Raw genomic sequence first — 23,482 nt, 5'->3', positions numbered from 1 at the left:
ACATTTCTGTTCTATGAAAATATCGCAAGATGTACGTGATTACGCAGCCGAGCAAGGTGTTTCAGAACAAGAAGCGCTTACCAAAGGCATGCAAGAAAAAGCGATTGAGTTTGTGAAAAAAGGTAGCAAGGTTTATCAGAAGGTTTAAATTTTAGCCGGCCTTTTTAAGTATTTGAGATGGCACTTTATATATAAAAACTAGCATTTGCTGGTTTTTATATTTTGCGAATTGGAGTTTTTGCTTTCAGTATAAATCTTCAACAGGAATTTCGATTATTTTACGTGCTTTATCGTAACGATACCAATTAATAGTAGGATCATTTATATTGATTTCATTGATATTACTCCACCGCGTTGGGGCAATCTCCACGCCTTCATCTCTTGGCTCAGAACCTTGATACATAGTAACTCCTTCATATCCTTTCCAAGGTAGCTCCATTGAGCCACACTTTACTACTACCCTCTCCGCCTGATTCATCACATTGGAAATCATACCGTTATTCTCAATAGTTCTCATGCCTATAGACAACTGGGCTTGTCCGGAAACCACATTATTACTCTTGAAATTACCACTCCCGTCATTCTGGTAAAAATAATCATAATCAGCATTTAATTTGTAAGAAAGCACGCTATAACTTATTCCTTGTCCAGAAGTTGGACTATAAAAACTACCAATTTCTTGTCCAGAATCTGGGTTGTATAAATTGGTGAATCGAATTGCACATGCCGTATTTTCTTTACGAATTAATAAAAAATATCCAAGTGGAATATACACACTTCCAGTTGAAATAGTTACACCAGGATATGTACCATACCTAGCAAATGAAGGAGTAGTTAAACTACATTGTATAATCACTGCCAACGCTAGACTGATTAATTTAAATACGCTTTTGTTTATTGAGTGAATCATATATTTTTCTAGGGAATTGAAAGATTTATATTAACAGACAAAATAAATGAAATACATTAATCATGAAACACCATTTATTAGGTAATTAATACTAAATGTGTAATTGTGTGTCCAATGAACGAAAAAACGAGGCGTTATCTTGTAAAATAGCCTTACAAATTAAATGAATAGACTATTTTGACTACAATTAAACTCAATAAAAAATCTTCTGATCAGCCTGTTGTGAAGACCAGTAAAGCGCCTGTGCGCCGCGCTAGCAATACTGTGCGTGACCGTAGCGTGGCGCCGCCAAAAGTAAGTGCACCTGTTAGAAATGAACAGCCCGAAGAAAGAAAAATCGAAAGACAAGACGCTTCGAACCCAGCAACGGCTAGAGCAGGGCAGCGCAACCATCGCTTTGATGGTAAGCCACGCGAAAATGCGCGAGATGAAGATAGGAAAAACGTACGTCCAGCGTATTCAGCAGGGTCAGATGATAGAGAATCACAACCTCGCCAAGCAAGGCCGCAAGGTGTGGATACGCGGATTACACCGCGCCCAGATAAAAACGAGCCGCAGTATCGCCAAGCGCCTCGTCGTGGTGGCAAGGTGCGTGATGGCTATGATTCTGTCAACACGCCGCAATACGGCGCTGCGGCAAAAGCGGCTTATAAATCTACCGCCATTAGCACTGAGTTACCTCGCCTTTCTAAGGTGATGGCAGAACGTGGTATTTGCTCGCGTCGAGAGGCAGATGAATGGATTATGAATAGCTGGGTAATGGTAGACGGTGTAATTATTGATACGCTAGGAACGCGCATTAACCCAGATGCTGAAATTGTGATTAGTAGTTACGCATATGAAGTGCAGGCCGAGACGGTAACGATTATTCTGCACAAACCCGTGGGTTATGTAAGCGGCCAAGCGGAAGATGGCTATCAACCAGCGATTGTGTTGGTGCATCCTGATAATGAATGGCTGGATGACCCGGAGTTAAATCAACATCATCAACGCGAGTTTCAACGTCGATATTTAAATGGCCTTGCCCCTGCAGGCCGCTTAGATATTGACTCTACAGGCATGTTAGTACTCACTCAAGATGGTCGCGTAGCGCGCCATTTGATTGGTGAAGATTCAACCGTTGAAAAAGAATACTTGGTGCGCGTAGAGGGCAATTTGGATGATGAAGGTTTAAAACGCTTGAATCATGGCTTAAGTTTAGACGGCGAAAAACTCAAGCCTGCAAAAGTGAGTTGGCAAAATGAAGACCAATTACGCTTTGTATTGCGCGAAGGTAAAAAACGCCAAATTCGTCGCATGTGCGAAATGGTGGGTTTGCACGTAGTTGGCTTAAAACGTGTACGTATTGGAAGTGTTAATTTAGGTAAATTACCCGTTGGTCAATGGCGCTACCTGCGCAATGGTGAACGTTTTTAAGTTATGCTAATTAATTAGACAGTTTTGTCATTTTTTAGGGGATTCAGAATGGGTTTATTTGACAGCATTGCAGGTGCAGTTTTAGGAAAATTAGGTGGCGATCAAGGTGGAGTGGCGCAAGTTGCCCTTGAATTGTTTAATCAAAATGGCGGATTAGATGGCATTTTAGAAAAATTTAAAGCGGGTGGGTTGGCCGAGCAAGCGGCATCATGGGTAAGCAAAGGTGAGAATTTACCCATTTCTGCAGACCAAATTTCCAGCGTATTGGGTAGCGGGGCAATTGCTGACTTAGCTGCAAAATTTGGCATTAACCCAGAAACATTAACTAGCCAAATCGCAGAGCATTTACCTACTGTAGTCGATAAACTAACGCCTGAAGGCAAAGTCACAGGCGAATCTAGCAATTTACTCAACACTGTATTAGGCTTGATTAAATAAATTTGGCATATCAAGTAACATTAAAAAGGGCGATTCATCGCCCTTTTTAATGGGCAAAACTCCGCCAGACAAATGCAAGCGTCAGCAAATGCCAAACCTGTTAAAATGTGCTCATGGACATTCTATTATTATTTAAAGCTGCAATTCTTGGCATTGTTGAAGGCGCAACCGAGTTTCTGCCCATTTCCAGCACAGGTCACCTTATATTGGCGGGTGATTTGCTCAACTTTATGGATCACGAAAAACGCGGTGTGTTTGATATTGCCATTCAATTAGGTGCCATTTTAGCGGTGGTTTGGGAATACCGAACACGCTTCGTCAGCACCTTTGCAGGGCTCGGTCGCGACCCCATTGCTAACCGCTTAATTATTAACCTAGCTATTGCCTTTTTACCGCTGGCGATTTTAGGGTTGGCCTTTGGCGACAAAATCAAAACCTATTTATTTAAACCTGTGCCTGTAGCCTTGGCCTTTATAGTGGGGGCGTTCATTATTTTATGGGCAGAAAAACGCCAGCATACTGTCACGATTGAAACTGTGGACGATATTCGGCCGTTAGATGCTCTAAAGCTTGGGCTTGCACAAGCAGTTGCTTTGATTCCAGGCATGTCGCGCTCTGGCTCCACCATTATCGGTGGCTTATTTTTTGGCTTATCGCGTAAAGCGGCAGCGGAATTCTCATTCTTTCTTGCAGTGCCAACGCTTGGTATTGCTTCAATCTATTCCATGTATAAAGACCGCGCCCTAATAAGCATAGATGACATCGGCGCATGGATAGTAGGATTTATATTTGCCTTTATTAGCGCCATGATTGCAGTTCGCGCACTGATTCGCTACGTTAGCCACCACGACTTTACAATTTTTGCCTGGTACCGCATTGCCTTTGGCGTCATTGTTTTGCTAACGGCCTATACAGGCTTGGTCAATTGGACTTTGCATTAAGGTGTACTAGGCGGCTTAGTGAGCCCTGATACAAATTTGGCGTTTAGCATTTATTGTAGAAATAGTAGGCAAGTAATTCTAGTGTTAATATTTCGTATAATTTGTAGCGAGCATAATGATGAAAAAAATTCTTAAATATTCTGCATACGGCTTAGGTGGGTTAATTGCCCTAGTGTTGCTACTAGTAACGATTGTTGCCCTGACCTTCAACCCGAATGATTACAAGCAAAAAGTCATTGACTTGGTGCAAGAAAAAAAACAGCGAACGCTCAAATTAGAGGGTGACATCAAACTGGCATTTTGGCCAAAAATTGGTGCAGATTTAGGCAAAATCTCACTGTCTGAACATAAAAACAGTAAAGAATTCGCATCGGTAACCAGCGTGAAAGTGTCGCTTTCCTTGCTACCATTGCTCAAAAAAGAATTAATAGTGGACACGGTTTATATTGATGGTGCACAAGCTAACATTGTGAAATACAAAGACGGCACCACCAACTTTGATGACTTACTAAGCAAAGAAGACGAAGAATCTCAAGACATTAAGTTTGATGTAGATGGCGTTAAAGTCACTAATTCTGCGGTGAGTTATACCGACGAGAGCTCTGGTGCAAACTATGCGATATCTAAATTTAATCTGACTTCAGGTCACATTGCCTTGGCAGAACCTGTGGATTTAGCAACCGACTTCACCATTAATGCTAATCAGCCAGAAGTTGCTGCGGAAGCTAAATTAAAAGGTAATTTTTTAGTTGACCCTGCGACCAAGCACTTTGTTGCAAAAGGCTTAGATGCGCAAATTAAAGGTATTTTATTTGGCGGTAAAGATGTAAATATTAGTGCCACTGGCGACATTGATGCAAAACCCGATACACGCGAGTTTTTAGTAGACACGCTAAAACTTGTCGCTTCAGGCGAATTTAGTGGTGCTAAATTAAGCTTAGATTTAAATGCGCCAAAATTAATTGCCCAAAAAGATGAAGTTAGCAGTAAAAATGTCACTGTCAGTTTATCGCAAGATAAAGCGGGCGATACATTTAAAGCCAACCTAGTATTAGCAGATATTAAAGGTTCACCAAAAGCATTACAAAGCAGTGGCATTACAGGTGAAATTGCTGGCGTACAAGGCAAGCGCACCATTAACGGTAAATTCTCATCGCCATTTACGGGCAATCTGGAGAGTTTAATTTTTGACGTGCCAAAACTAGCGGGCAATCTGGACATTAAAGACCCCAGTTTACCCAATGGCGCGATGCAAGGGCGTTTTGATTTGTCGCTGCATACCGATGTGAAAAATGAATTGGTAAATAGCAAATTCAATTTAAATATTGATGAGACCAAGCTGAATGGCGATATGGCCGTTGCTAGCTTTAAGAAGCCGAGCATCAAGTTCAACTTAAATGCAGATAAGCTCAATCTGAACAAACTGATCGTAAAATCATCACAGCCAGCAGCTAAAACCAGTGACAGCAAGCCTGCTGATTTAAGCGCGCTCAAAGCGCTGCTATTAGACGGCAAGTTAAATGTAGACAGCATTCTCTACGACAAGTATCAAATCTCAGGATTAAACGTCAATATCAAAGCCGATGGCGAGAAACTGGCGCTGACAGGCCTAAACGTAAAATTAGATGACAGTCGAATTAAAGGCAGCATAGGCATTAGCCACTTTGCAAAACCGCTTTACACCTTTGATATTGATATTGACCAGTTGGATGTAGATAAATATGTCAGTACCAGCAACGCGCCAGCCAATAACAAAGCAAGCGATAAACCACTAGACTTAAGCGCACTAAAGGCCCTGAATGCCGATGGATCGTTACGTATTGGCCATTTAAAATATGGCAAAACCAATGCCTCGAACATTCGCATTGATTTAAAGGCTGACGGTCAAAAGTTAAATTTGAGCCCACTCGCGGCGAAGGTGGATGATAGCCAGATTAACGCCAGTGTTGGTATTGCGCGTTTTAGCGACCCGATTTACAGTTTTAACGTTAATATTGATAAATTAGATGCGGACAAATACATCACCAAAAGCAATGCACCCGCGGCGAAAAGTACTGGCGATACACCGATTGATTTGAGCGCGCTAAAAAAGCTTAACGCGTCAGGCGACGCGAAAATTGGCTGGTTGAAATTGGCGAATGTTACTACGCAAAATGTCAATATTGGCTTGAATGCCGACAGGGGTGTCGTAACTGTTTCGCCGTTCGCCGCCAATCTTTACCAAGGTAGCATGAGTGGATTACTTAAAGTTGATGCGCGCGCCACACCCAGCATTACCTTCAAACAGAATATGAAAAGTGTATCTATCGGACCATTGATGGTGGATGCCATTAACAACAATATGTTAGAAGGTAAAGGCACCGTGAATATTGATGTGACGACCTCTGGTAACAGTGTTGGCGCTCTTAAAAAAGCACTGGCGGGGAATGCTTCACTCGGCTTGGCCGATGGCGCCTTAAAAGGTGTAGATATCGCTGGTAGCATTCGGGAGCTAAAAAGTAAAGTTAATCTACTCGGTGCGAAAGACAACGTGGGTGCCGACAGTCGAAAGAAAACTGATTTCAGCGAGTTAACTGCAAGTTTCGCCATTAAAAATGGCGTAGCGCATAACGAAGATTTAGCTATGAAAGCACCGATATTACGCTTAGAAAAAGGCGATAGCCGTGGTGACATTGATATTGGCAATGAATCTATCAATTACCTAGCCAAACCCACGATTGTTAAATCGCTTAAAGGTCAAGGCGGCGCTGATTTAGATGCATTAGCTGGCATTGCAATACCTGTAAAAATTACGGGTACATTTTCCAATCCAAAATACGGCATGGACTTTGCCGCAGTCGGTACTGCGCTGGCTAAATCGAATTTGCTTGATAAAGTCGGTGGTGACAAAGGTACAGCCGTAAAAGCGTTAATTGGTGGTGGTGATAAGGTCGATGCGATTAGTGGCTTATTAGGTAAGAAAAAGCCCGCAGAGGCTGCGCCTGCCGGTGGTAGTGCACAACCGGCCGCACCTGCAGAAAAGCCTAAATCTGCACAGGATCAAGTCAAAGATAAAGCGGCCGAGAAACTTAAAGACGTGTTTAAGTTTTAATTTGCCTCACACCATAATGGTCGTTGTTGCGCTTCCACAATGACCATTATTTAACTCCCATCCACTTACCATTTTAGGTAATAGCATTCATGTCTGATTTTGCAAACCGCCTGATTGTATGGCAAAAGGTACATGGCCGGCATGATTTGCCTTGGCAGAACACGGTTGACCCTTATGCTATTTGGGTTTCAGAAATCATGCTGCAACAAACTCAAGTAGCTGCGGTGATTGGCTACTACGGCAAGTTCATGCAACGCTTCCCCAATATTGCAACACTGGCAAATGCCACACAAGAAGAAGTGCTGCAATATTGGAGTGGCCTTGGTTATTACTCAAGGGCACGCAATTTGCATAATGCCGCCACAACTATCATGGATAAGCATCACGGCGAGTTTCCGCAAGACTTTGATACCATACAAACACTTTCGGGCATCGGCCGCTCGACAGCGGCGGCGATTGCCTCATTTGCCTATAATCAGACTCAAACCATTTTAGATGGCAATGTAAAACGTGTGTTAGCTAGATATTTCGTAATAGAAGGATGGCCCAACTCACCCAAAATTGAAAGGCAATTATGGGCCTTGGCAGAAGGTTTACTGCCCAAGCAAGCCATAGTTAACTACACGCAAGGCCTAATGGACTTAGGTGCGACGCTGTGCACCCGAAGCAAACCAAAATGCGGCATTTGCCCACTTAATAGCGACTGTGAGGCCTATAAGCAAAATCGCGTGCCTGAGTTGCCAACGCCTAAACCTCGGACGGTGATTCCTGAGAAATCGACCACGATGTTGATACTGCTTCAAGGCGATGAAGTAATGTTGGAAAAACGCCCACCTACTGGAATTTGGGGAGGCTTATGGAGTTTTCCTGAAATTGAAACGATTGATAACAATGACTATGAATCTCTGGTACATAGTCGTTTTGATATCGTGGTGCACGCAAGCACCGTTTTTCCTACCCTTAGCCACACCTTTAGCCACTTTAAGCTAATCATTCGTCCACAGGTCCTAAACGTTCATAAAATGAATCACTCAGTTGCAGCACCAGGAAAAATTTGGCTACACATTAACGATGCAATTGGCGCTGCCATTCCTACACCAGTGCGAAAAATCTTACTTTCCATCAAATCGAAGTTAATCACATCGTCGCCCAGCAAATAATTGAAACGTTTCTAATGTAAGTCACTCTTTATCGGTTTGTTTGCGGTATATCAATTTCCTCTTGACTGGACGTATATAAGATAAACTTAGTTAGCAAACAAAATGAATTAATATTCGGTTATTAGGATTAAAATAGAATTTAAACTTAGAATTCTTGTCAAATTAATACATAACCTCAATAACTTAAGGAGAAACTAAGATGAGCTTAAAGAATTTACCCGCGGGTACTGAATATTCTGACGTAACGAAAGAGCAACTGATTTCTGACTTTAAAGTAGTTGTCGCTGATGCTGAAGCACTAATAAAAGCGACGGCTAATCAAGGTGGTGAAGCACTTGCGAGTTTGCGTACCAAAGCCGAAGAATCGCTTTCCGTAGCGAAAGTTAAATTAGCCGATGCTCAGGAAGCGCTCATCGAAAAATCTAAAGTAGCCGCTAAAGCAACAGATGAATATGTGCATGACAATCCTTGGAAATCGGTTGGCGTTGCTGCAGGCGTTGGCTTGGTTATTGGTTTACTCATTGGCAGGCGCTAGGCAAGATTTAGCCAATAAACCCAACTTGGAAACTGAACCTAACATGGCTGATGAAGGTCTTTTTGCCTCTCTTAAAAATATGGCTACAACTTTTGTCGCCATTGCTCATACACGGCTAGAATTACTTTCTACAGATTTAGAGGAGGGTAGAGAACGGCTGATTTCGCTTTTAACGATGGCGTTTATCTCACTTTTTTGCCTTTCTGTTGGCGTGTTGTTACTTGCACTTTTTGTCGTTGTCGCTTTTTGGGATACGCACCGTCTATTAGTGCTTGGTTTGCTAACAGGGCTTTTTCTGGCAACGGGTACTGTTTTATGTGTGCTTGCTATACGATCACTCAAAACCATGCCACGCGTATTTAAAGCCAGCTTGGATGAATTGTCCAAAGACCATCAGCAACTGACGCAAGATGATGAATAAAAAGTTAGCGCGAATAGCAGAAAGACGCAAGCGATTGATTGAAGATGCTGCTGAACAACGATTGGCGCTTAAACAACATAGCACGCCATTAAAGTCGACATTATTGCTTGCTGATCGTGGTTTATCGATACTGCATTATGTGAAGCAACGCCCGATGGTGGCGATGGCGGCTACTGCACTGTTTGGGATTTTAAAACCCACACGTTTAGGTACTTGGTTTCAACGTGGGTGGGGTACTCTGCTCATTCTGCGCAATGTACGGAAGTGGTTGATTAAAAGCTAGTCGTATACTTTAAATCTATAAAAAAAGCGGCCTAGGCCGCTTTTTTATTGTTTACAATTTCGTTGTTATTAATGAACACGTGAGTTCAAAATCTTATCCGCCAACATTTGAAAACGTGGTGATACAAATTTTCTACTTTGTGATCCAGCATCCGCAATCGACAATAATTCTTCAATTGCCGACCTAAAACCTAACTCAAACAACCAATAATCAGACTGGTCAATCGCCGATTTTTTATCTGTATTCACATCTTCACATAGTCGTGCGAAAGCTTCCATACATACGTTACGCTCATCCATATCACCCCCTAATAATGTGTTACCGATTTATATTAAAAACCTTTACATATTTTGGCAAGTGTTTTGTGGGATTAATTCCCACTAATTTTAAGACTTACTTCTGATCCCAGCTATCTTCCCACATACAGTGTTTGATTTTGTGACGATTCGCAATTAACTCATCAATCGTTGGCTCATCGTTCAATGCACGTTTAAGCGCTAGTTTAATCGCTTCGTAGTTGTTTTTGTACAAGTCCGCCTTATCTAATGTGCCCGCTTTTTCTAGCTCGATACAACCTGGATCAATCCATAACAAAGCAACGATACATAAATCATTCACTTGGTCTTTTGGAATAATGCCTTCAATCACCGCATCTAAAATACCATCCGCCACACCCGCTTGTACCACGCCACCAAATAAACCCACATCGGTGCTGCCTTTTAATGTAACTTTTGGCACCATCATACAGGCAGGGCGAACTAATTGGTTAATATCACGCACGGCAAACATCGCAGTGTGGCCTTTACTTTGCGCCATTAAGTTTGCAAATGCTTGGCCTACTGGGCCGTCAACAGCGCCAATTAGAATTTCTGGCATTGCTGCAGTAACATCTTTACCTTCAGAATAAACGGTGGCTTCGCCCGCTTTAAAAATGATTTTTGACATGAGTATTCCTTAAGTGTCTGTGATTGATAATTGATAAATTAATAATAGCGAGATTCTATAGATTCAGCATGGTTTAGGCAATTTACTAAACGAAAAACTAAGCTTTTCCAACGATAAATTGCATGTCGACATGCTGAATATTTGCATCTAAATACGGCGTACTCACTACCACAAAACCAGCTTTTAAATAAAATCCAATGGCATGTGTTTGTGCTGAAAGCAAAATAGTGTTTCGTCCTAACTGCCGATGTATGCTTATTGCCTTGTCTAGCATGGCTAAACCGATGCCACGCATGCGCCAATCCATAAGTACCGCCATTCGACCAATACTGCCATTTGCCAGCAACCGTGCACAGGCAATTGGCTGATTTTCTTGATTTTCTACCAATAAATGGATTGCATCCGCATCTAAATCATCGAGTTCAAGTTCAACTGGTACGTTTTGCTCGTCAATAAATACCTGCTGACGTACCTGACTCAACGCTGCCTGATGGCTCTGCCAACTTACGACTTCTACCTGATATTGATGATTCAATTCCTACCTCACCCATTTTGTTTACATCGATTGCATTCAACATCCTAGATTTTCACTTGCGAAGATTTGGCATCGTAGGCATTATGCATGTTTACAAATTTTAGTTAAATTTTTTAAGGTTTTTAATTATGCAAAAATATCAAACCACTGTTGCACGAATTTTATTGGCTTCAGTTTTTTTGGGTGTTGTATTACTCAAACTAGTAGCGATCACCAGCCAGCCTGACGGCTACTTACACTACCAAATGACACTGGGACAATTTGGCCTGCCATTGCTATTTGCACCTTTACTTATTTTAGTGCAACTTTTAGGTGGTTTGGCATTATTAGTGGGTTATAAAACCAAAATTGCGGCACTGGTTTTAATGTCACTCGCGCTATTTTTAGCATTTGTACTTGGGCGCATCAGCCCAGACGTATTCTTCTTATATTTAGGAATCGCTGGTGGCATGTTGCTTTTAAGTAGTCATCCGCAAACGGCTTATAGCTTAGATAACATAAAAAAATAAATTCAATGTTATGTTTAGCAAAAAGCGGCCCATTGGCCGCTTTTTATTGAAGCCTGTACTTAAATTATTCCCATTCTAACGCAGGGTAAATCGTATTCACGTTGCGCCTATTCGCAATATCGAACAACAACCATTTATCCTTTTCTGATGCGGCGGCTGTATTCATGGTCGACTCCATGGTTTCACCTTTTTTAATACTGGCGCGTATGTCTGCCAACAAAACTGTTAAGTAATGTTGTGCATTATTCAGTGCTTCTACCCAATTTTTTGTAACCGGGCCATGCCCCGGTACAACCTGTTTGGCAGGACTGCTTTTTAATTTTTCAATTTCTGCAATCAGGCCTTTAATATCGCCCTCTAATACAGGAGTACGTTCGATAAAGAGCAAGTCACCGGCAAATAATGTACTGGCCTTGCTTTCTATCACCGAAACGTCAGTATTGGTATGCGCAATCGGATGTGCCTTAACGATGAGTTTTCTATCACCTAAATCCAAAGTTAAATCTGCTGTAAGCTTTACAGCAACATTAGGCTTCACAAGCTCACTGCCTATTGCATCTTCACCTAATAAGCGAGCATTCAATTTAGCATATTGCTCGCGTCGTAACTCCATTGCATCGGCCAATTTGTCATGCCCAATAAATTGGGGTTTTAATTCATTTGGTTCACCAGTTAAAAAAGCTGCGTTGCCATAAATATGGTCTGGGTGCACATGTGTGTTAATGACATATAAAACGGGCAAAGAGGTTACTTTTCTTATTGCATCATGCAACTGCTGCCCTACCTTTAAGCTACCTCCCGTATCAATCACTGCAACACCTTTGCTACCGATGATAAAACTCGCATTACAAATGTCTCCGTGATAGCCCTCGTCGATGTCTGTATGAACGCCATGATGCACATAGATGCCATCACCTAAACTTTCTAGCGCAAAATCATGCTGTTTGACTAGTTGCGCTTGATCCGTCTGTGAATGCGCACAGCCAATAAAAGCCAGCATACTCATGATTATCATTAGATTTGGCATGAATTATTCCTTAATTAGATATTACCGATTAGAATGGTGCGCTTTTATGCAATCATTCGCAGTGACCACTGTCACATAAGCGTTTTTTACCTTCAGGATACTACAATGAATCAAGTTTCAACACGTTATACTAATGTCGCTGTTATTCTACACTGGCTTATCGCGCTTGTTGTTTTTGGTATGTTTGCGCTCGGCTGGTTTATGAGTGAACTTCCTAAAGATGCATCAAAACAATTGGGCTTCGATTTGTTTAACTTAGGCATCTATACATGGAATCTAGCTGAAGAAGCGAGCCCCAGAACTTTTTACTTTAACCTGCATAAATCTATAGGCGTCACGTTGTTGGTTTTAATCGCCTTGCGCTTAGTATGGCGCATTACCCACCGCCCACCCGCCTTGCTAACCTCATACAAAGCTTGGGAACGCAAACTTGCGACTGGCACACATCATGTTCTCTACCTGTTAATGATTGCTGTACCTTTAAGCGGCCTCATCATGGCCATCAACAGTAAATACGGCCTCATGTGGTTTGGCACTGACTTTATCAAAGGATTGGACAATAAAGACGTCAGAGAATTATTTAAAGAAGTGCACGAAATCGTTGTGTTAATATTTATACTCGTCATTAGTCTGCATGTTGCAGGGGCGTTAAAGCACAAGTTCATTGATAAAGATGACACGATGAAACGTATGACTTTGAAATAAGATAAAGCTTTAATAAAAAAGCCCGACTATTTCGGGCTTTTTCTTTATTTATGATATTGCTGACTATGCTTTCTAACCGCATCTAACATTGCTGCCGCGTTCTCTGGCGGCGTCCATTGCGTGATACCGTGACCTAGATTAAACACATGGCCATGTCCATGGCCATAGCTGCGTAATACATTTTCTACTTGCTCCTCAATCGCTTCTGGTGTTGAAAGCAAAATTGCAGGGTCTAAGTTGCCTTGTAGTGCTACTTTATCGCCCACTCGTTGACGTGCTTGACCAATATCCACCGCCCAATCTAAACCAAGCGCATCTGCTCCAATCTCGGCTTGTGCTTCTAACCACAAGGCACCGCCTTTGGTAAACACAACACTTGGCACTTTGCGACCATCATTGGTTTTGGTTAATCCAGCCACGATTTTTTGCATGTAATTCAGTGAAAATTCAATGTAAGCATCGTGTGAAAGCGCGCCGCCCCATGAATCAAAAATCATTACCGCTTGCGCGCCTGCGGCGATTTGCGCATTTAAATACTGAATAACAGTTTGCGCTGTTGTTTCTAAAATATGATGCAATAAATCAGGGCGGGCATAAGCCATTTTCTTAGTGGTTAAAAAGTCTGTACCGCCTTTACCTTCCACCATATAAGTGGCGAGGGTCCAAGGGCTACCTGAAAAACCAATCAATGGTACTCGCCCATTCAAAGCCTTGCGTATGCTGCTTACGGCATCAAATACATATTGCAATTTAGCCATGTCTGGCACTTCTAGCTTTTGAATATCAACTTCTAATTGTAAAGTACGCTCAAACTTTGGGCCTTCACCTTCTTCAAAATACAAACCTAAACCCATTGCATCGGGCACAGTAAGAATATCCGAGAACAAAATGGCAGAATCTAGCAAAGGATAACGATCTAACGGCTGAAGCGTGACATCCGTTGCAAATTGTGCGTTTTTGCACAATTGCAAGAAGCTACCTGCTGTTTTGCGGCTTTCACGATATTCAGGTAAATAACGTCCTGCTTGACGCATCATCCACACTGGGGTGTAGTCGGTCGGCTGACGCATTAATGCTTTTAAGAACGTGTCATTTTTTAATTCACTCATTGTGTTTACCTATTTAAAATGGCATTCATCTAATAAAAAAGGACGCAAACTGATTTACTTCGCGTCCTTTAATTTTTAATTAGTTTCAGTTTTTATTTTACTAATTTAATTTTTATCTCATCTAGCGTGGCAGTGTAGAAGCGCCCATTAAGAACTCATCTACAGCCCGCGCTGCCTGGCGGCCTTCGCGAATTGCCCATACCACCAATGATTGCCCGCGACGCACATCACCCGCTGCAAACACTTTGGCCTTGCTGGTTTTATAGCTGTCATTGCCTTCGGTAGCGGCTTTCGCATTGCCACGTGCATCTTTTTCTACACCAAATACTTCTAGTAGTTTTTGCACTGGTGAGACAAAGCCCATGGCTAATAAGACTAAGTCGGCTTTAATCATGAATTCAGATCCCGCGACTTCAACCATTTTGCCATCTTTCCATTCCACTTTCGCGCCTTTTAATGCTACAAGTTTACCGTTTTCCCCAATTAATTCTTTGGTGGTAATAGACCAATCACGATTTGCGCCTTCTTCATGCGAGCTGGATGTACGCATTTTCAGCGGCCAATTTGGCCAAACAAGTTCTTTATTTTCTTTTTCTGGTGGTTGCGGCATTAATTCAAACTGGGTAATACTTACCGCACCGTGGCGATTTGAAGTGCCTACGCAGTCAGAACCCGTATCACCGCCACCAATCACCACCACGTGCTTGCCAGTGGCCTTAATTTGTTCTGCAATGCTATCACCCGCTACCACTTTATTCTGTGGTGTCAAAAAATCCATCGCAAAGTGAACACCGTCTAATTCACGACCCTTCACTGGCAAATCACGCGGATTTTCCGCACCGGCTGCTAAGATTACTGCATCAAACTCTGCCAGCAAATCATCCGCTTTCACATTCTCGCCCACATGTTGATTAACCCGGAACTCCACGCCTTCCGCCTGCATTTGCACCATGCGACGGTCAATATGCGATTTTTCCATTTTAAAGTCTGGTATACCGTATCGTAGTAAGCCGCCTACACGTGTTTCCTTTTCAAGTACAACGACGGAATGGCCCACACGCGCCAATTGCTGCGCAGCAGCTAAACCAGCAGGACCAGAGCCAACGATTGCCACTTTTTTACCTGTTTTTTGGCTAGGGATTTGCGGAGTTACCCAGTCGTTTTCCCAAGCTTTATCAATAATCGCATGTTCTATTGATTTAATACCAACAGCATCGGCATTGATGTTAAGCGTGCAAGCAGCCTCGCACGGCGCGGGGCAGATACGGCCCGTAAACTCGGGAAAGTTATTAGTTGAGTGCAAAACGTCAATTGCGGATTTCCAGTCTTGGTGATACACCAAATCATTCCAATCTGGAATGATGTTATTGATTGGACATCCAGTGGTACAGAACGGAATGCCACAATCCATACAGCGTGCACCTTGCTGCTTTGCTTGATCATCCGTTAGATGCAATACAAACTCTTTGTAGTTTTTAACGCGATCAGTAACAGGCAGATTTGCTTCTGCCAGTCTTGCGTATTCCATAAATCCCGTTGCCTTACCCATACTTTAAGCCTTTACCCTTTATCCTGTTGCGCCTTAAGCCGCTACCAGTGCTTTGTCTTCAGCAAGTTCAATCAATGCCCGCTTGTATTCATTTGGCATCACTTTGACAAACTTAGCCCTGTAATTTACCCAATCAGCCAGTATGGCTTTTGCACGCAAGCTCCCAGTGTATTTTGCATGGTTTTCTACCAGAGTTTTTAGTGTCACTTCATCTGGTTGATCTAAATGCTGTACTTTTCCAACACTGGATTCTGTGGCTTCAACTTTTTCAAGTGAAACCATATTCATGTTACAGCGTTTGGCAAATAAACCGTCTTCATCGTACACATAGGCCACGCCACCGCTCATGCCTGCGGCGAAATTTTGGCCTGTTAAACCAAGCACCACCACAGTACCACCTGTCATATATTCACAACCATGATTGCCTACACCTTCAACTACCGCCGTAGCGCCTGAGTTACGCACACAGAAACGCTCACCTGCCACGCCACTGAGATAACTTTCACCAGTTGTTGCACCGTACATCACGGTGTTACCAGCAATAATATTTTCATGCGATACACCACGGAATAATGCAGGCGGTTTAATAATAATTCGACCTCCGCATAGGCCTTTACCTACGTAATCATTGCCTTCGCCAGTCAATTCAAAGGTAATGCCTTTAGCCAAAAATGCGGCAAAACTTTGGCCGGAAGTCCCAGTGAAATTGACATGTATCGTGTCATCTGGCAAGCCAGCATTTCCATATCGCGTGGCAATTTGATTCGACAACATAGTGCCAACAGTGCGATTTGTATTTGAAATAGCAATATCCAGCACCACATTTTTACCTGTTTCAAGCGCTGGTTTCGCTAATGCCACCAATTTGTTATCCAGTGCATTTATTAGGCCATGGTCTTGAACATCATTGTTTTTACGTGAAACTTCGGCTGGCATTGCAGGTAAATGGAACACTTTACTGAAATCTAAACCATTGATTTTCCAATGTTCAATGCCCGCGTGCATATCGAGTAGGTCTGCGCGACCAATTAAATCGTCAAACTTAGCCACACCAATAGAAGCCATTAATTCACGCACCTCTTCAGCAACAAAAAAGAAGTAGTTCACCACATGCTCTGGCTGACCAGTAAAGCGCTTACGAAGTTCTGGGTCCTGTGTGGCCACGCCAACAGGACATGTATTCAGATGACATTTACGCATCATGATACAGCCTTCAACCACTAGTGGTGCCGTAGCAAAACCGAACTCATCAGCACCTAATAGCGCGCCAATGACAACATCGCGACCAGTTTTAATTTGGCCATCCACTTGCACCACTACGCGGCCGCGTAATTGGTTTAACACTAAAGTTTGCTGCGTTTCAGCAAGACCGATTTCCCATGGGCCGCCAGCATGTTTAACTGATGAAATTGGTGAAGCGCCTGTACCGCCATCGTGACCTGCAATCACGATGTGGTCTGATTTTGCTTTTGCAACACCTGCGGCTACCGTACCCACACCGGTTTCAGCCACTAACTTAACAGAGATTGAGGCTTTAGGATTGGCATTTTTCAAGTCATGTATCAGCTGCGCTAAATCTTCAATAGAATAAATATCATGGTGTGGAGGAGGAGAAATCAAACCCACACCAGGTACTGAAAAACGCAGTTTTGCAATGTACTCACTCACCTTATGGCCTGGCAATTGGCCACCTTCACCTGGTTTTGCACCTTGCGCCATTTTAATTTGAATCTGATCAGCATTCGCCAAATATTCCGCAGTAACCCCAAAACGACCAGAAGCTACTTGCTTAATACTCGAGCGCATCGAGTCGCCTGCTTTTAAAGCGATGTCCTTGACAATTACATTGTCACCAATGACCTTTGCCATTGTGGTGTCAATAGACACTGGAATAAACCGTTTAGCATCTTCGCCGCCTTCACCCGTATTTGATTTTCCACCGATACGATTCATGGCAATTGCTAACGTTGCATGCGCTTCTGTTGAAATGGAACCCAATGACATCGCGCCGGTAGCAAAACGTTTTACGATTTCCTTTGCAGGTTCAACCTGCTCAAGCGGAATTGCTTTACCTACTGATTTAATCTCAAACAAGCCACGTAAAGTCATGTGACGGCGTGTTTGGTCGTTAATCAACTTAGCGTATTCTTTATAGGTATCGTATTGACCAGTACGTGTTGCATATTGTAGTTTTGCAATCGAATCAGGTGTCCACATGTGTTCTTCGCCACGCACCCGAAATGCGTACTCACCGCCCGCATCCAAGCTGTTCGCCAGCACTGGGTCTTCACCAAACGCCGCTAGATGCAAACGTTCTACCTCTTCTGCCACTTGTTCGAGTCCTATACCTTCAATATTGGTAGTCGTGCCTGTAAAATATTGCTCGACAAAAGCTGTACTTAAACCAATCGCTTCAAATTTTTGAGCTCCGCAATAGGATTGATAAGTCGAAATTCCCATTTTTGACATAACTTTGTACAAGCCCTTGCCGATGGCTTTTACAAAGTTTTTAGCAGCTACATAGTCATCTTTAACATCCAGATGTTTAATTGTCTCAAACGCTAACCACGGACAAACTGCCTCTGCGCCGTAACCTGCTAATAAGGCAAAGTGATGTACTTCACGTGCTGAGCCTGTATCAATCACCAAGCCTGCACTGGTTCGCAAGCCTGCTCTCACCAAATGCTCATGTGTTGCAGAACAAGCCAGTAGCGCTGGAATTGCTAGGCGATCGGCACTTATATTTCTATCCGAAAGGATTAGAATATTAAATCCACTTTGAACGGCACTTTGAGCCGCGCTGGTAATGCTCGCAACCGCTGCAACCATGCCAGCTTTACCTTGACTTGCGGGATAAGTAATATCTAACACCAAAGACTTATATTGGTTTTGTGTAAGTGTCGCAATGGCTTTCAATTGCTCTAACTCATCTAGCGTCAGCACTGGCTGACTAGCTTCTAAACGGATTGGTGGAGTAGATTCATCCACAGCCAGTAAATTTGGTTTAGGGCCAATAAAAGTCACCAATGACATGACTAATTCTTCACGAATCGGGTCAATTGGGGGATTAGTCACTTGCGCAAATAATTGTTTGAAGTAGTTATAAAGTGATTTCGGTTTGGCTGACAGCACTGGCAAAGCGGCGTCGTTACCCATTGAGCCAGCACCTTCTTCGCCGTTTAGCAACATCGGCAGCATTACGAATTTTATATCTTCTTGTGTGTAACCGAAAGCTTGCTGAGTATCTAATAAGCTAGCCGCTATTTCTAACTCGCCTTCAACTTTAGGCATATCACTCAAGAAATAGCGTGTTTTTTCAATCCATTGTTTATAAGGTTTAGCCGTCGCAAGTGCATTTTTCACTTCGGCATCACCAATAATGCGACCTTGCTCGGTATCTATTAACAACATTTTTCCAGGTTCAAGTCGCCATTTTTTAACGATTTTTTCTTGAGGAAATGTCAATACGCCCATTTCAGACGCCATCATCACAAGGTCATCTTCCGTCACCAGATAACGTGCTGGACGCAAACCGTTGCGGTCTAAAGTTGCACCAATCATACGACCATCAGTAAATGCTACCGCCGCAGGGCCATCCCATGGCTCCATTAGGGCTGCGTGGTATTCGTAGAACGCGCGACGCTCTTCATCCATCATCGCATTATTATTCCATGCTTCTGGAATCAACATCATCATAGCATGCGGTAATGAATATCCACCCGCCACTAACAGTTCCAAACAGTTATCAAAGCATGCAGAATCTGACTGACCGTCCACAATCAGCGGCCAAAGCTTTTCTAAATCCTTGCCAATCACACTTGACTTCATAGTCTCGTGACGCGCAGCCATCCAGTTAACGTTACCTTGCACGGTATTAATTTCACCGTTATGCGCAATCATACGGAATGGATGTGCCAAGTCCCAAGCCGGGAAGGTATTGGTTGAGAAACGTTGATGCACTAACGCCAGAGCTGAAACCAGCGTCTCATCGCTTAAATCTTTGTAATAAACCCCGACTTCATTTGCAAGCAACATCCCTTTGTAAACAATGGTGCGCGAAGACAACGAGGGTATATAGAACGTAGCTTTATCTTGCAGATTCAATGCACGAACCGCATGCTCAATGCGTTTGCGAATCACAAACAGCTTACGCTCGAACTTATTTTGATTTTCTTTGGTTTGGTCCACTGAAGTAGCGCCAATAATCAACTGGCGCATGGTAGGTTCAACATCACGCGCTGCTTGGGCGATGTTACTGTTATCTACTGGCACGTTACGCCAGCCCAATAATGTTTGATTTTCTTCCGAAATTATTTTGCTAATTAGCGCTTCGCAGGTTTCACGATTTTTAGCATTTTGTGGCAAAAATACATTACCAACGGCATATTGACCTGCTTCAGGAAGGCTAATACCAAGCTTTTCCGCTTCTTTACGCATAAATGCATCTGGCATTTGCATAAGCAAACCAGCACCGTCACCCAACTTAGGGTCATAGCCTGTTGCACCGCGATGCGTTAAGTTGGTGAGCAACTCCAAACCTTTTTGCACAATATCATGGCTTTTCTTACCTTTGATATGCGCAACAAAACCCACACCACAAGCATCACGCTCGTGAGTTGAGCGATATAGGCCTTGACTTACTGGCTGATTGGAACGAACGATAGAATTACTTAAATCTGATGCCATATTATTTAATCACAAAACATTTAGCGGAACCTTTAATTTTACCGCTTAAAGTCTATCTGTTCAATAAGATAGAGCGTAAAGATAGAGATTATTTTGTCAATCAAGCCTGTTTGGGCACCACCACCTCTCAACTAAGAAGTAACTAGCGTTTGAAAAGCCTTTTTCGCGGCAGCAATTGTATTCGCAATATCTTCTTCGCTATGTGCGGCTGAAACAAAGCCAGCCTCAAAGGCGGAGGGACCTAAATAAATGCCGCTATCTAACATGCTGTGGAAGAATTGATTAAAGTACTCTTTGTTGGATTGCATCATCTCATGGTAAGAAGTTGGGCATTTTTCACAGAAATATAGGCCAAACATGCCGCCAACACTTTGTGCATTAAATATCACACCCGCTTCTTTGGCGGCCACTTTTAGGCCATCGACCAATTTTTTAGTTTGCGCAGTTAATTTAGCGTGAAAATCTGGTGCCTGAATCAACTCCAACGTTTTTAAACCAGCAGTAACCGCAACAGGATTGCCTGACAATGTACCCGCCTGATACACCTTACCCACAGGTGCAAGGCACTGCATAATATCCTTACGCCCGCCAAATGCACCTACTGGTAAACCGCCGCCAATCACTTTACCCAAAGTCGTCATATCTGGTTTGATGTTATACAGCGCTTGCGCACCGCCCAAAGCTACGCGGAAGCCCGTCATCACTTCATCAAAAATCAACACCGCGCCGTGTTTTGTGCAAAGTTCGCGTAGCGTTTGCAAGAACTCCATATGCGGCACGATTAAATTCATATTGCCGACGACCGGCTCAATAATCACGCAAGCTATTTCATCGCCAGATTTGGCAAACAAATCTTTTAATTGCTGTGTGTTGTTATATTCCAAAGTGAGCGTATGCGCTGCCACACTCGCTGGAACACCGCCTGAGTCTGGTTCTCCAAAAGTTAATAGTCCAGAACCCGCCTTTACCAACAAGCCATCCGAATGGCCGTGGTAACAGCCTTCGAACTTCACAATTTTATCGCGCCCCGTAAAACCACGCGCCGTGCGAATCGCGCTCATGGTCGCTTCGGTACCGCTACTATTCAAGCGCACTTGCTCCATGCTCGGCACAAGCTTATTAATCAGCTGCGCCATTTCAAGCTCCAACCCTGTAGGCGCACCAAAACTCAAGCTATTTGCTGCCGCTTCTTGCACGGCATTAATCACCGTAGGGTGCGCGTGGCCGACAATCATCGGACCCCAAGAATTAATGTAGTCGATATATTCCTTACCATCTACATCCCACAACTTAGAACCCAAGCCCTTTTTAAAGAAAATCGGCGTACCGCCCACGCTACGAAAAGCGCGCACTGGCGAGTTCACACCACCAGGAATCAGTTCTTGAGATTTGTCGAAAAGGGTTTGATTGGTTGAAGTCATGATTTTGCCTTAGGATTTAGCTCTAAATAATTGTGTAAATTGTTGAGTGGTAGATTTTACGTCATCTTGACTGAAAATTGCATTAATCACTGCAATTGAATTGGCACCAGCTTCTATTAACGATGGTGCATTTTTTAAGGTAATGCCGCCAATAGCCACTGCTGGAATATGCAATTGCGCTTTGGCTTGTTTGAATAAATCTAAACTTGCTACAGGTGCATGCGGTTTGGTGCTTGAAGCAAAACAAGCGCCAAAGGCTACATAATCTGCACCCGCTTGTTGTGCGCTTAGCGCTAAATCAAAGCTGTTGTAGCAGGATGCACCTAGTATTTTATCTGCACCAAGTCTTGCGCGAACCTCGACGATATTGCCATCATCTGCGCCTAAATGTACGCCATCTGCGTCTAATGTCAGGCAAAGCTTTACTGAATCATTAATAATAAATGGCACATGATATTGCCTGCATAGCGGCAATATGGCGCGCGCTTGTTGCGTTTGTAGTTTATGGTTGGCTGGCTTATTGCGATATTGCAGAATGCTTACTCCGCCTTGAAGGGCGGTTTCTACTTTGGTCAAAAGTAAGGCTGTGTCTGCTTCGTCTGGCGTGATTGCGTATAAACCGCTGATTTTATGAGCCTGCATCTAGAACCTTACAGCGTCGTTTGAACATAACGAAGAATGACGGATTTTAATATTTGTGAGCTTTATAAAACATTAGTGCGTTTTAGTATTTCCATCACCGCTATCTACAACGGCATCTTCTTCATCACGCGCCCAGAACATGCGGTCTGGAATAAATTGCCCCATGCCAGGCCTAAAGCCATTTTTAAGGGTTTGCCAGGTGTATTCTTGCGCTTCCATTACAGCTTCTTCCATGCTCAAACCGTGCGCCATGCACGCAGCAATAGCGCTGGTAAGTGTGCAACCTGAGCCATGATAACTGCCGACTAGACGGTCCCACTTGTAGGCTTTAATCAAGCGACTTTCGCCATATAAAGTATTGGTCACCTCTAGGGTACGCTCGTGTGTGCCCGTAATCAGTACGTACTCACTACCCATCTCGAGCAACCGGGCGGCGGCTTCATCTAAAGAGGTCAATGCCACTTCGTCATCAGCATCTGCAAAGGCCAATCGACGTGCCTCCAGACTATTCGGTGTGATTAACGTCGCTTGTGGAAATAACAATTCAATCATCGCATCCATCATATCGTCATTGGTTAAATCATCGCCACGGCCAGAGGTTAAAATTGGGTCTATCAATAAGGGCACATCTGGGTAATCCGCCATAATTTCGGCAATCACCGCGATATTTTCTACTGAACCTAATAGACCTAATTTAAATGCTGAAACCTGCACATCTTCTAAAATGGCGCGCGCTTGGTCGTTCACCCAATCGGCATCCATCGCCAATACGCTGTCTACACCACGCGTGTCTTGCACGGTAATCGCCGTTACCACAGAGAGCGGATGGCAACCAATACTGGCAAAGGTCAAAATATCAGCCTGCAAACCAGCACCACCACTAGGGTCGGTGCCTGCAAAGGTTAATACTGAAGGTGGTGCCTGATTTGCCATAGTGTTTATACGCTAAATGATTACATCAATTTAATTGGAGCGGGTGACGGGAATCGAACCCGCATATCGAGCTTGGGAAGCTAGCGTTCTACCACTGAACTACACCCGCGTAAGGTACAAATTATACCTCGAATCATTTTACAGGTGACGACACAGTAACGACACAAGTGGAATTATGTTTGAAAGCAGCCTAAATTTCTTTAGGCTGCCAAGATTGTTTTAAGAT

The 23,482-nt window shown here is 43.3% G+C and carries 21 protein-coding genes and 1 tRNA gene; 10 read left to right on the top strand and 12 right to left on the bottom strand.

The features are described from left to right. Positions 1–244: 244 nt before the first annotated feature. On the bottom strand, positions 245–910 hold the full coding sequence (locus HOO90_RS01670) for a hypothetical protein (protein WP_292838814.1): 666 nt from the start codon (positions 908–910) through the stop codon (positions 245–247). Positions 911–1,087: 177 nt separating this feature from the next. On the opposite strand from HOO90_RS01670, the gene HOO90_RS01665 reads away from it, so the two are divergent. The 8 genes from HOO90_RS01665 (at position 1,088) to HOO90_RS01630 (ending at position 9,195) form a co-directional block, all read left to right on the top strand. After that, on the top strand, positions 1,088–2,326 hold the full coding sequence (locus tag HOO90_RS01665; RefSeq protein ID WP_292838812.1) for a pseudouridine synthase: 1,239 nt from the start codon (positions 1,088–1,090) through the stop codon (positions 2,324–2,326). Positions 2,327–2,374: 48 nt separating this feature from the next. Continuing rightward, entirely contained in the window at positions 2,375–2,764 is a 390-nt protein-coding gene (locus HOO90_RS01660; RefSeq protein WP_292838810.1) for a YidB family protein, read from the top strand. Positions 2,765–2,877: 113 nt separating this feature from the next. Further along, positions 2,878–3,705, top strand: a complete 828-nt coding sequence (locus HOO90_RS01655) for an undecaprenyl-diphosphate phosphatase (protein WP_292838808.1) — start codon at positions 2,878–2,880, stop codon at positions 3,703–3,705. Between the two features lie 115 nt (positions 3,706–3,820). Further along, positions 3,821–6,796: an AsmA family protein gene (locus HOO90_RS01650; protein WP_292838806.1), complete on the top strand. Its 2,976-nt coding sequence runs from the start codon at positions 3,821–3,823 to the stop codon at positions 6,794–6,796. Between the two features lie 89 nt (positions 6,797–6,885). Continuing rightward, positions 6,886–7,956 carry an A/G-specific adenine glycosylase gene (gene mutY / locus HOO90_RS01645; protein WP_292838804.1) on the top strand — a complete coding sequence of 357 codons (1,071 nt, stop codon included), beginning with the start codon at positions 6,886–6,888 and terminating at the stop codon, positions 7,954–7,956. Positions 7,957–8,155: 199 nt separating this feature from the next. Beyond that, positions 8,156–8,491 carry a DUF883 family protein gene (locus HOO90_RS01640; protein ID WP_292838802.1) on the top strand — a complete coding sequence of 112 codons (336 nt, stop codon included), beginning with the start codon at positions 8,156–8,158 and terminating at the stop codon, positions 8,489–8,491. After that, a complete protein-coding gene (locus HOO90_RS01635; RefSeq protein WP_292838800.1) occupies positions 8,415–8,912 on the top strand; it encodes a phage holin family protein in 498 nt (165 codons plus the stop codon). The genes HOO90_RS01640 and HOO90_RS01635 overlap by 77 nt, the downstream gene beginning before the upstream one ends. Next, positions 8,902–9,195 (top strand): YqjK-like family protein, encoded by a 294-nt coding sequence (locus HOO90_RS01630; RefSeq protein ID WP_292838798.1) that lies wholly within the window; start codon positions 8,902–8,904, stop codon positions 9,193–9,195. Before HOO90_RS01635 ends, HOO90_RS01630 begins: the two co-directional genes overlap by 11 nt. 68 nt (positions 9,196–9,263) lie before the next feature. Here HOO90_RS01630 and HOO90_RS01625 read toward each other — a convergent pair whose 3' ends face one another. The 3 genes from HOO90_RS01625 to HOO90_RS01615 all read right to left on the bottom strand — a co-directional run bounded on the left by HOO90_RS01625 (position 9,264) and on the right by HOO90_RS01615 (position 10,675). Beyond that, positions 9,264–9,494: a hypothetical protein gene (locus HOO90_RS01625; RefSeq protein WP_292838796.1), complete on the bottom strand. Its 231-nt coding sequence runs from the start codon at positions 9,492–9,494 to the stop codon at positions 9,264–9,266. Positions 9,495–9,588: 94 nt separating this feature from the next. Beyond that, on the bottom strand, positions 9,589–10,140 hold the full coding sequence (gene fae, locus HOO90_RS01620; RefSeq protein ID WP_292838794.1) for a formaldehyde-activating enzyme: 552 nt from the start codon (positions 10,138–10,140) through the stop codon (positions 9,589–9,591). 97 nt (positions 10,141–10,237) lie between these two features. Next, positions 10,238–10,675, bottom strand: a complete 438-nt coding sequence (locus HOO90_RS01615) for a GNAT family N-acetyltransferase (RefSeq protein WP_292838792.1) — start codon at positions 10,673–10,675, stop codon at positions 10,238–10,240. A gap of 128 nt (positions 10,676–10,803) precedes the next feature. Between HOO90_RS01615 and HOO90_RS01610 the strand changes: the two genes are divergently transcribed. Beyond that, on the top strand, positions 10,804–11,184 hold the full coding sequence (locus HOO90_RS01610) for a DoxX family membrane protein (protein WP_292838790.1): 381 nt from the start codon (positions 10,804–10,806) through the stop codon (positions 11,182–11,184). Between the two features lie 64 nt (positions 11,185–11,248). On the opposite strand, the gene HOO90_RS01605 is transcribed toward HOO90_RS01610, so the two are convergent. Then, positions 11,249–12,211, bottom strand: a complete 963-nt coding sequence (locus tag HOO90_RS01605) for a quinoprotein relay system zinc metallohydrolase 2 (RefSeq protein WP_292838788.1) — start codon at positions 12,209–12,211, stop codon at positions 11,249–11,251. Between the two features lie 105 nt (positions 12,212–12,316). On the opposite strand from HOO90_RS01605, the gene HOO90_RS01600 reads away from it, so the two are divergent. Then, a complete protein-coding gene (locus tag HOO90_RS01600) occupies positions 12,317–12,916 on the top strand; it encodes a cytochrome b (RefSeq protein WP_292838786.1) in 600 nt (199 codons plus the stop codon). Positions 12,917–12,960: 44 nt separating this feature from the next. Here the strand turns inward: HOO90_RS01600 and hemE are convergent, their stop codons facing one another. The 7 genes from hemE to HOO90_RS01565 all read right to left on the bottom strand — a co-directional run bounded on the left by hemE (position 12,961) and on the right by HOO90_RS01565 (position 23,365). After that, positions 12,961–14,025 (bottom strand): uroporphyrinogen decarboxylase, encoded by a 1,065-nt coding sequence (gene hemE, locus HOO90_RS01595; protein WP_292838784.1) that lies wholly within the window; start codon positions 14,023–14,025, stop codon positions 12,961–12,963. A 121-nt stretch (positions 14,026–14,146) separates the two neighbouring features. Further along, on the bottom strand, positions 14,147–15,574 hold the full coding sequence (locus HOO90_RS01590) for a glutamate synthase subunit beta (protein WP_292838782.1): 1,428 nt from the start codon (positions 15,572–15,574) through the stop codon (positions 14,147–14,149). A 33-nt stretch (positions 15,575–15,607) separates the two neighbouring features. Further along, positions 15,608–20,260: a glutamate synthase-related protein gene (locus HOO90_RS01585; RefSeq protein WP_292838780.1), complete on the bottom strand. Its 4,653-nt coding sequence runs from the start codon at positions 20,258–20,260 to the stop codon at positions 15,608–15,610. Between the two features lie 131 nt (positions 20,261–20,391). After that, positions 20,392–21,681: a glutamate-1-semialdehyde 2,1-aminomutase gene (hemL, locus tag HOO90_RS01580; protein ID WP_292838778.1), complete on the bottom strand. Its 1,290-nt coding sequence runs from the start codon at positions 21,679–21,681 to the stop codon at positions 20,392–20,394. Between the two features lie 9 nt (positions 21,682–21,690). Next, entirely contained in the window at positions 21,691–22,323 is a 633-nt protein-coding gene (gene thiE / locus HOO90_RS01575; protein WP_292838776.1) for a thiamine phosphate synthase, read from the bottom strand. A gap of 72 nt (positions 22,324–22,395) precedes the next feature. Beyond that, complete coding sequence (gene thiD / locus HOO90_RS01570) at positions 22,396–23,256, bottom strand: bifunctional hydroxymethylpyrimidine kinase/phosphomethylpyrimidine kinase (protein WP_292838774.1); 861 nt, start codon at positions 23,254–23,256, stop codon at positions 22,396–22,398. Between the two features lie 35 nt (positions 23,257–23,291). Then, positions 23,292–23,365 (bottom strand) — tRNA-Gly (locus HOO90_RS01565). Positions 23,366–23,482 lie beyond the last annotated feature (117 nt).

Source organism: Methylotenera sp., assembly GCF_013141425.1.
GTDB lineage: Bacteria > Pseudomonadota > Gammaproteobacteria > Burkholderiales > Methylophilaceae > Methylotenera.
Note: the sequence above shows the minus strand (reverse complement) of the source record. Positions and strands in the feature narration are given on the sequence as shown.

Coding starts and splice junctions, on each gene's coding strand:
- HOO90_RS01670 (WP_292838814.1), bottom strand. CDS start 910: ATGATTCACTCAATAAACAAAAGCGTATTTAAATTAATCAGTCTAGCG.
- HOO90_RS01660 (WP_292838810.1), top strand. CDS start 2,375: ATGGGTTTATTTGACAGCATTGCAGGTGCAGTTTTAGGAAAATTAGGT.
- HOO90_RS01655 (WP_292838808.1), top strand. CDS start 2,878: ATGGACATTCTATTATTATTTAAAGCTGCAATTCTTGGCATTGTTGAA.
- HOO90_RS01650 (WP_292838806.1), top strand. CDS start 3,821: ATGATGAAAAAAATTCTTAAATATTCTGCATACGGCTTAGGTGGGTTA.
- mutY (WP_292838804.1), top strand. CDS start 6,886: ATGTCTGATTTTGCAAACCGCCTGATTGTATGGCAAAAGGTACATGGC.
- HOO90_RS01640 (WP_292838802.1), top strand. CDS start 8,156: ATGAGCTTAAAGAATTTACCCGCGGGTACTGAATATTCTGACGTAACG.
- HOO90_RS01635 (WP_292838800.1), top strand. CDS start 8,415: ATGACAATCCTTGGAAATCGGTTGGCGTTGCTGCAGGCGTTGGCTTGG.
- HOO90_RS01630 (WP_292838798.1), top strand. CDS start 8,902: ATGATGAATAAAAAGTTAGCGCGAATAGCAGAAAGACGCAAGCGATTG.
- HOO90_RS01625 (WP_292838796.1), bottom strand. CDS start 9,494: ATGGATGAGCGTAACGTATGTATGGAAGCTTTCGCACGACTATGTGAA.
- fae (WP_292838794.1), bottom strand. CDS start 10,140: ATGTCAAAAATCATTTTTAAAGCGGGCGAAGCCACCGTTTATTCTGAA.
- HOO90_RS01610 (WP_292838790.1), top strand. CDS start 10,804: ATGCAAAAATATCAAACCACTGTTGCACGAATTTTATTGGCTTCAGTT.
- HOO90_RS01605 (WP_292838788.1), bottom strand. CDS start 12,211: ATGCCAAATCTAATGATAATCATGAGTATGCTGGCTTTTATTGGCTGT.
- HOO90_RS01600 (WP_292838786.1), top strand. CDS start 12,317: ATGAATCAAGTTTCAACACGTTATACTAATGTCGCTGTTATTCTACAC.
- hemE (WP_292838784.1), bottom strand. CDS start 14,025: ATGAGTGAATTAAAAAATGACACGTTCTTAAAAGCATTAATGCGTCAG.
- HOO90_RS01590 (WP_292838782.1), bottom strand. CDS start 15,574: ATGGGTAAGGCAACGGGATTTATGGAATACGCAAGACTGGCAGAAGCA.
- HOO90_RS01585 (WP_292838780.1), bottom strand. CDS start 20,260: ATGGCATCAGATTTAAGTAATTCTATCGTTCGTTCCAATCAGCCAGTA.
- hemL (WP_292838778.1), bottom strand. CDS start 21,681: ATGACTTCAACCAATCAAACCCTTTTCGACAAATCTCAAGAACTGATT.
- thiE (WP_292838776.1), bottom strand. CDS start 22,323: ATGCAGGCTCATAAAATCAGCGGTTTATACGCAATCACGCCAGACGAA.
- thiD (WP_292838774.1), bottom strand. CDS start 23,256: ATGGCAAATCAGGCACCACCTTCAGTATTAACCTTTGCAGGCACCGAC.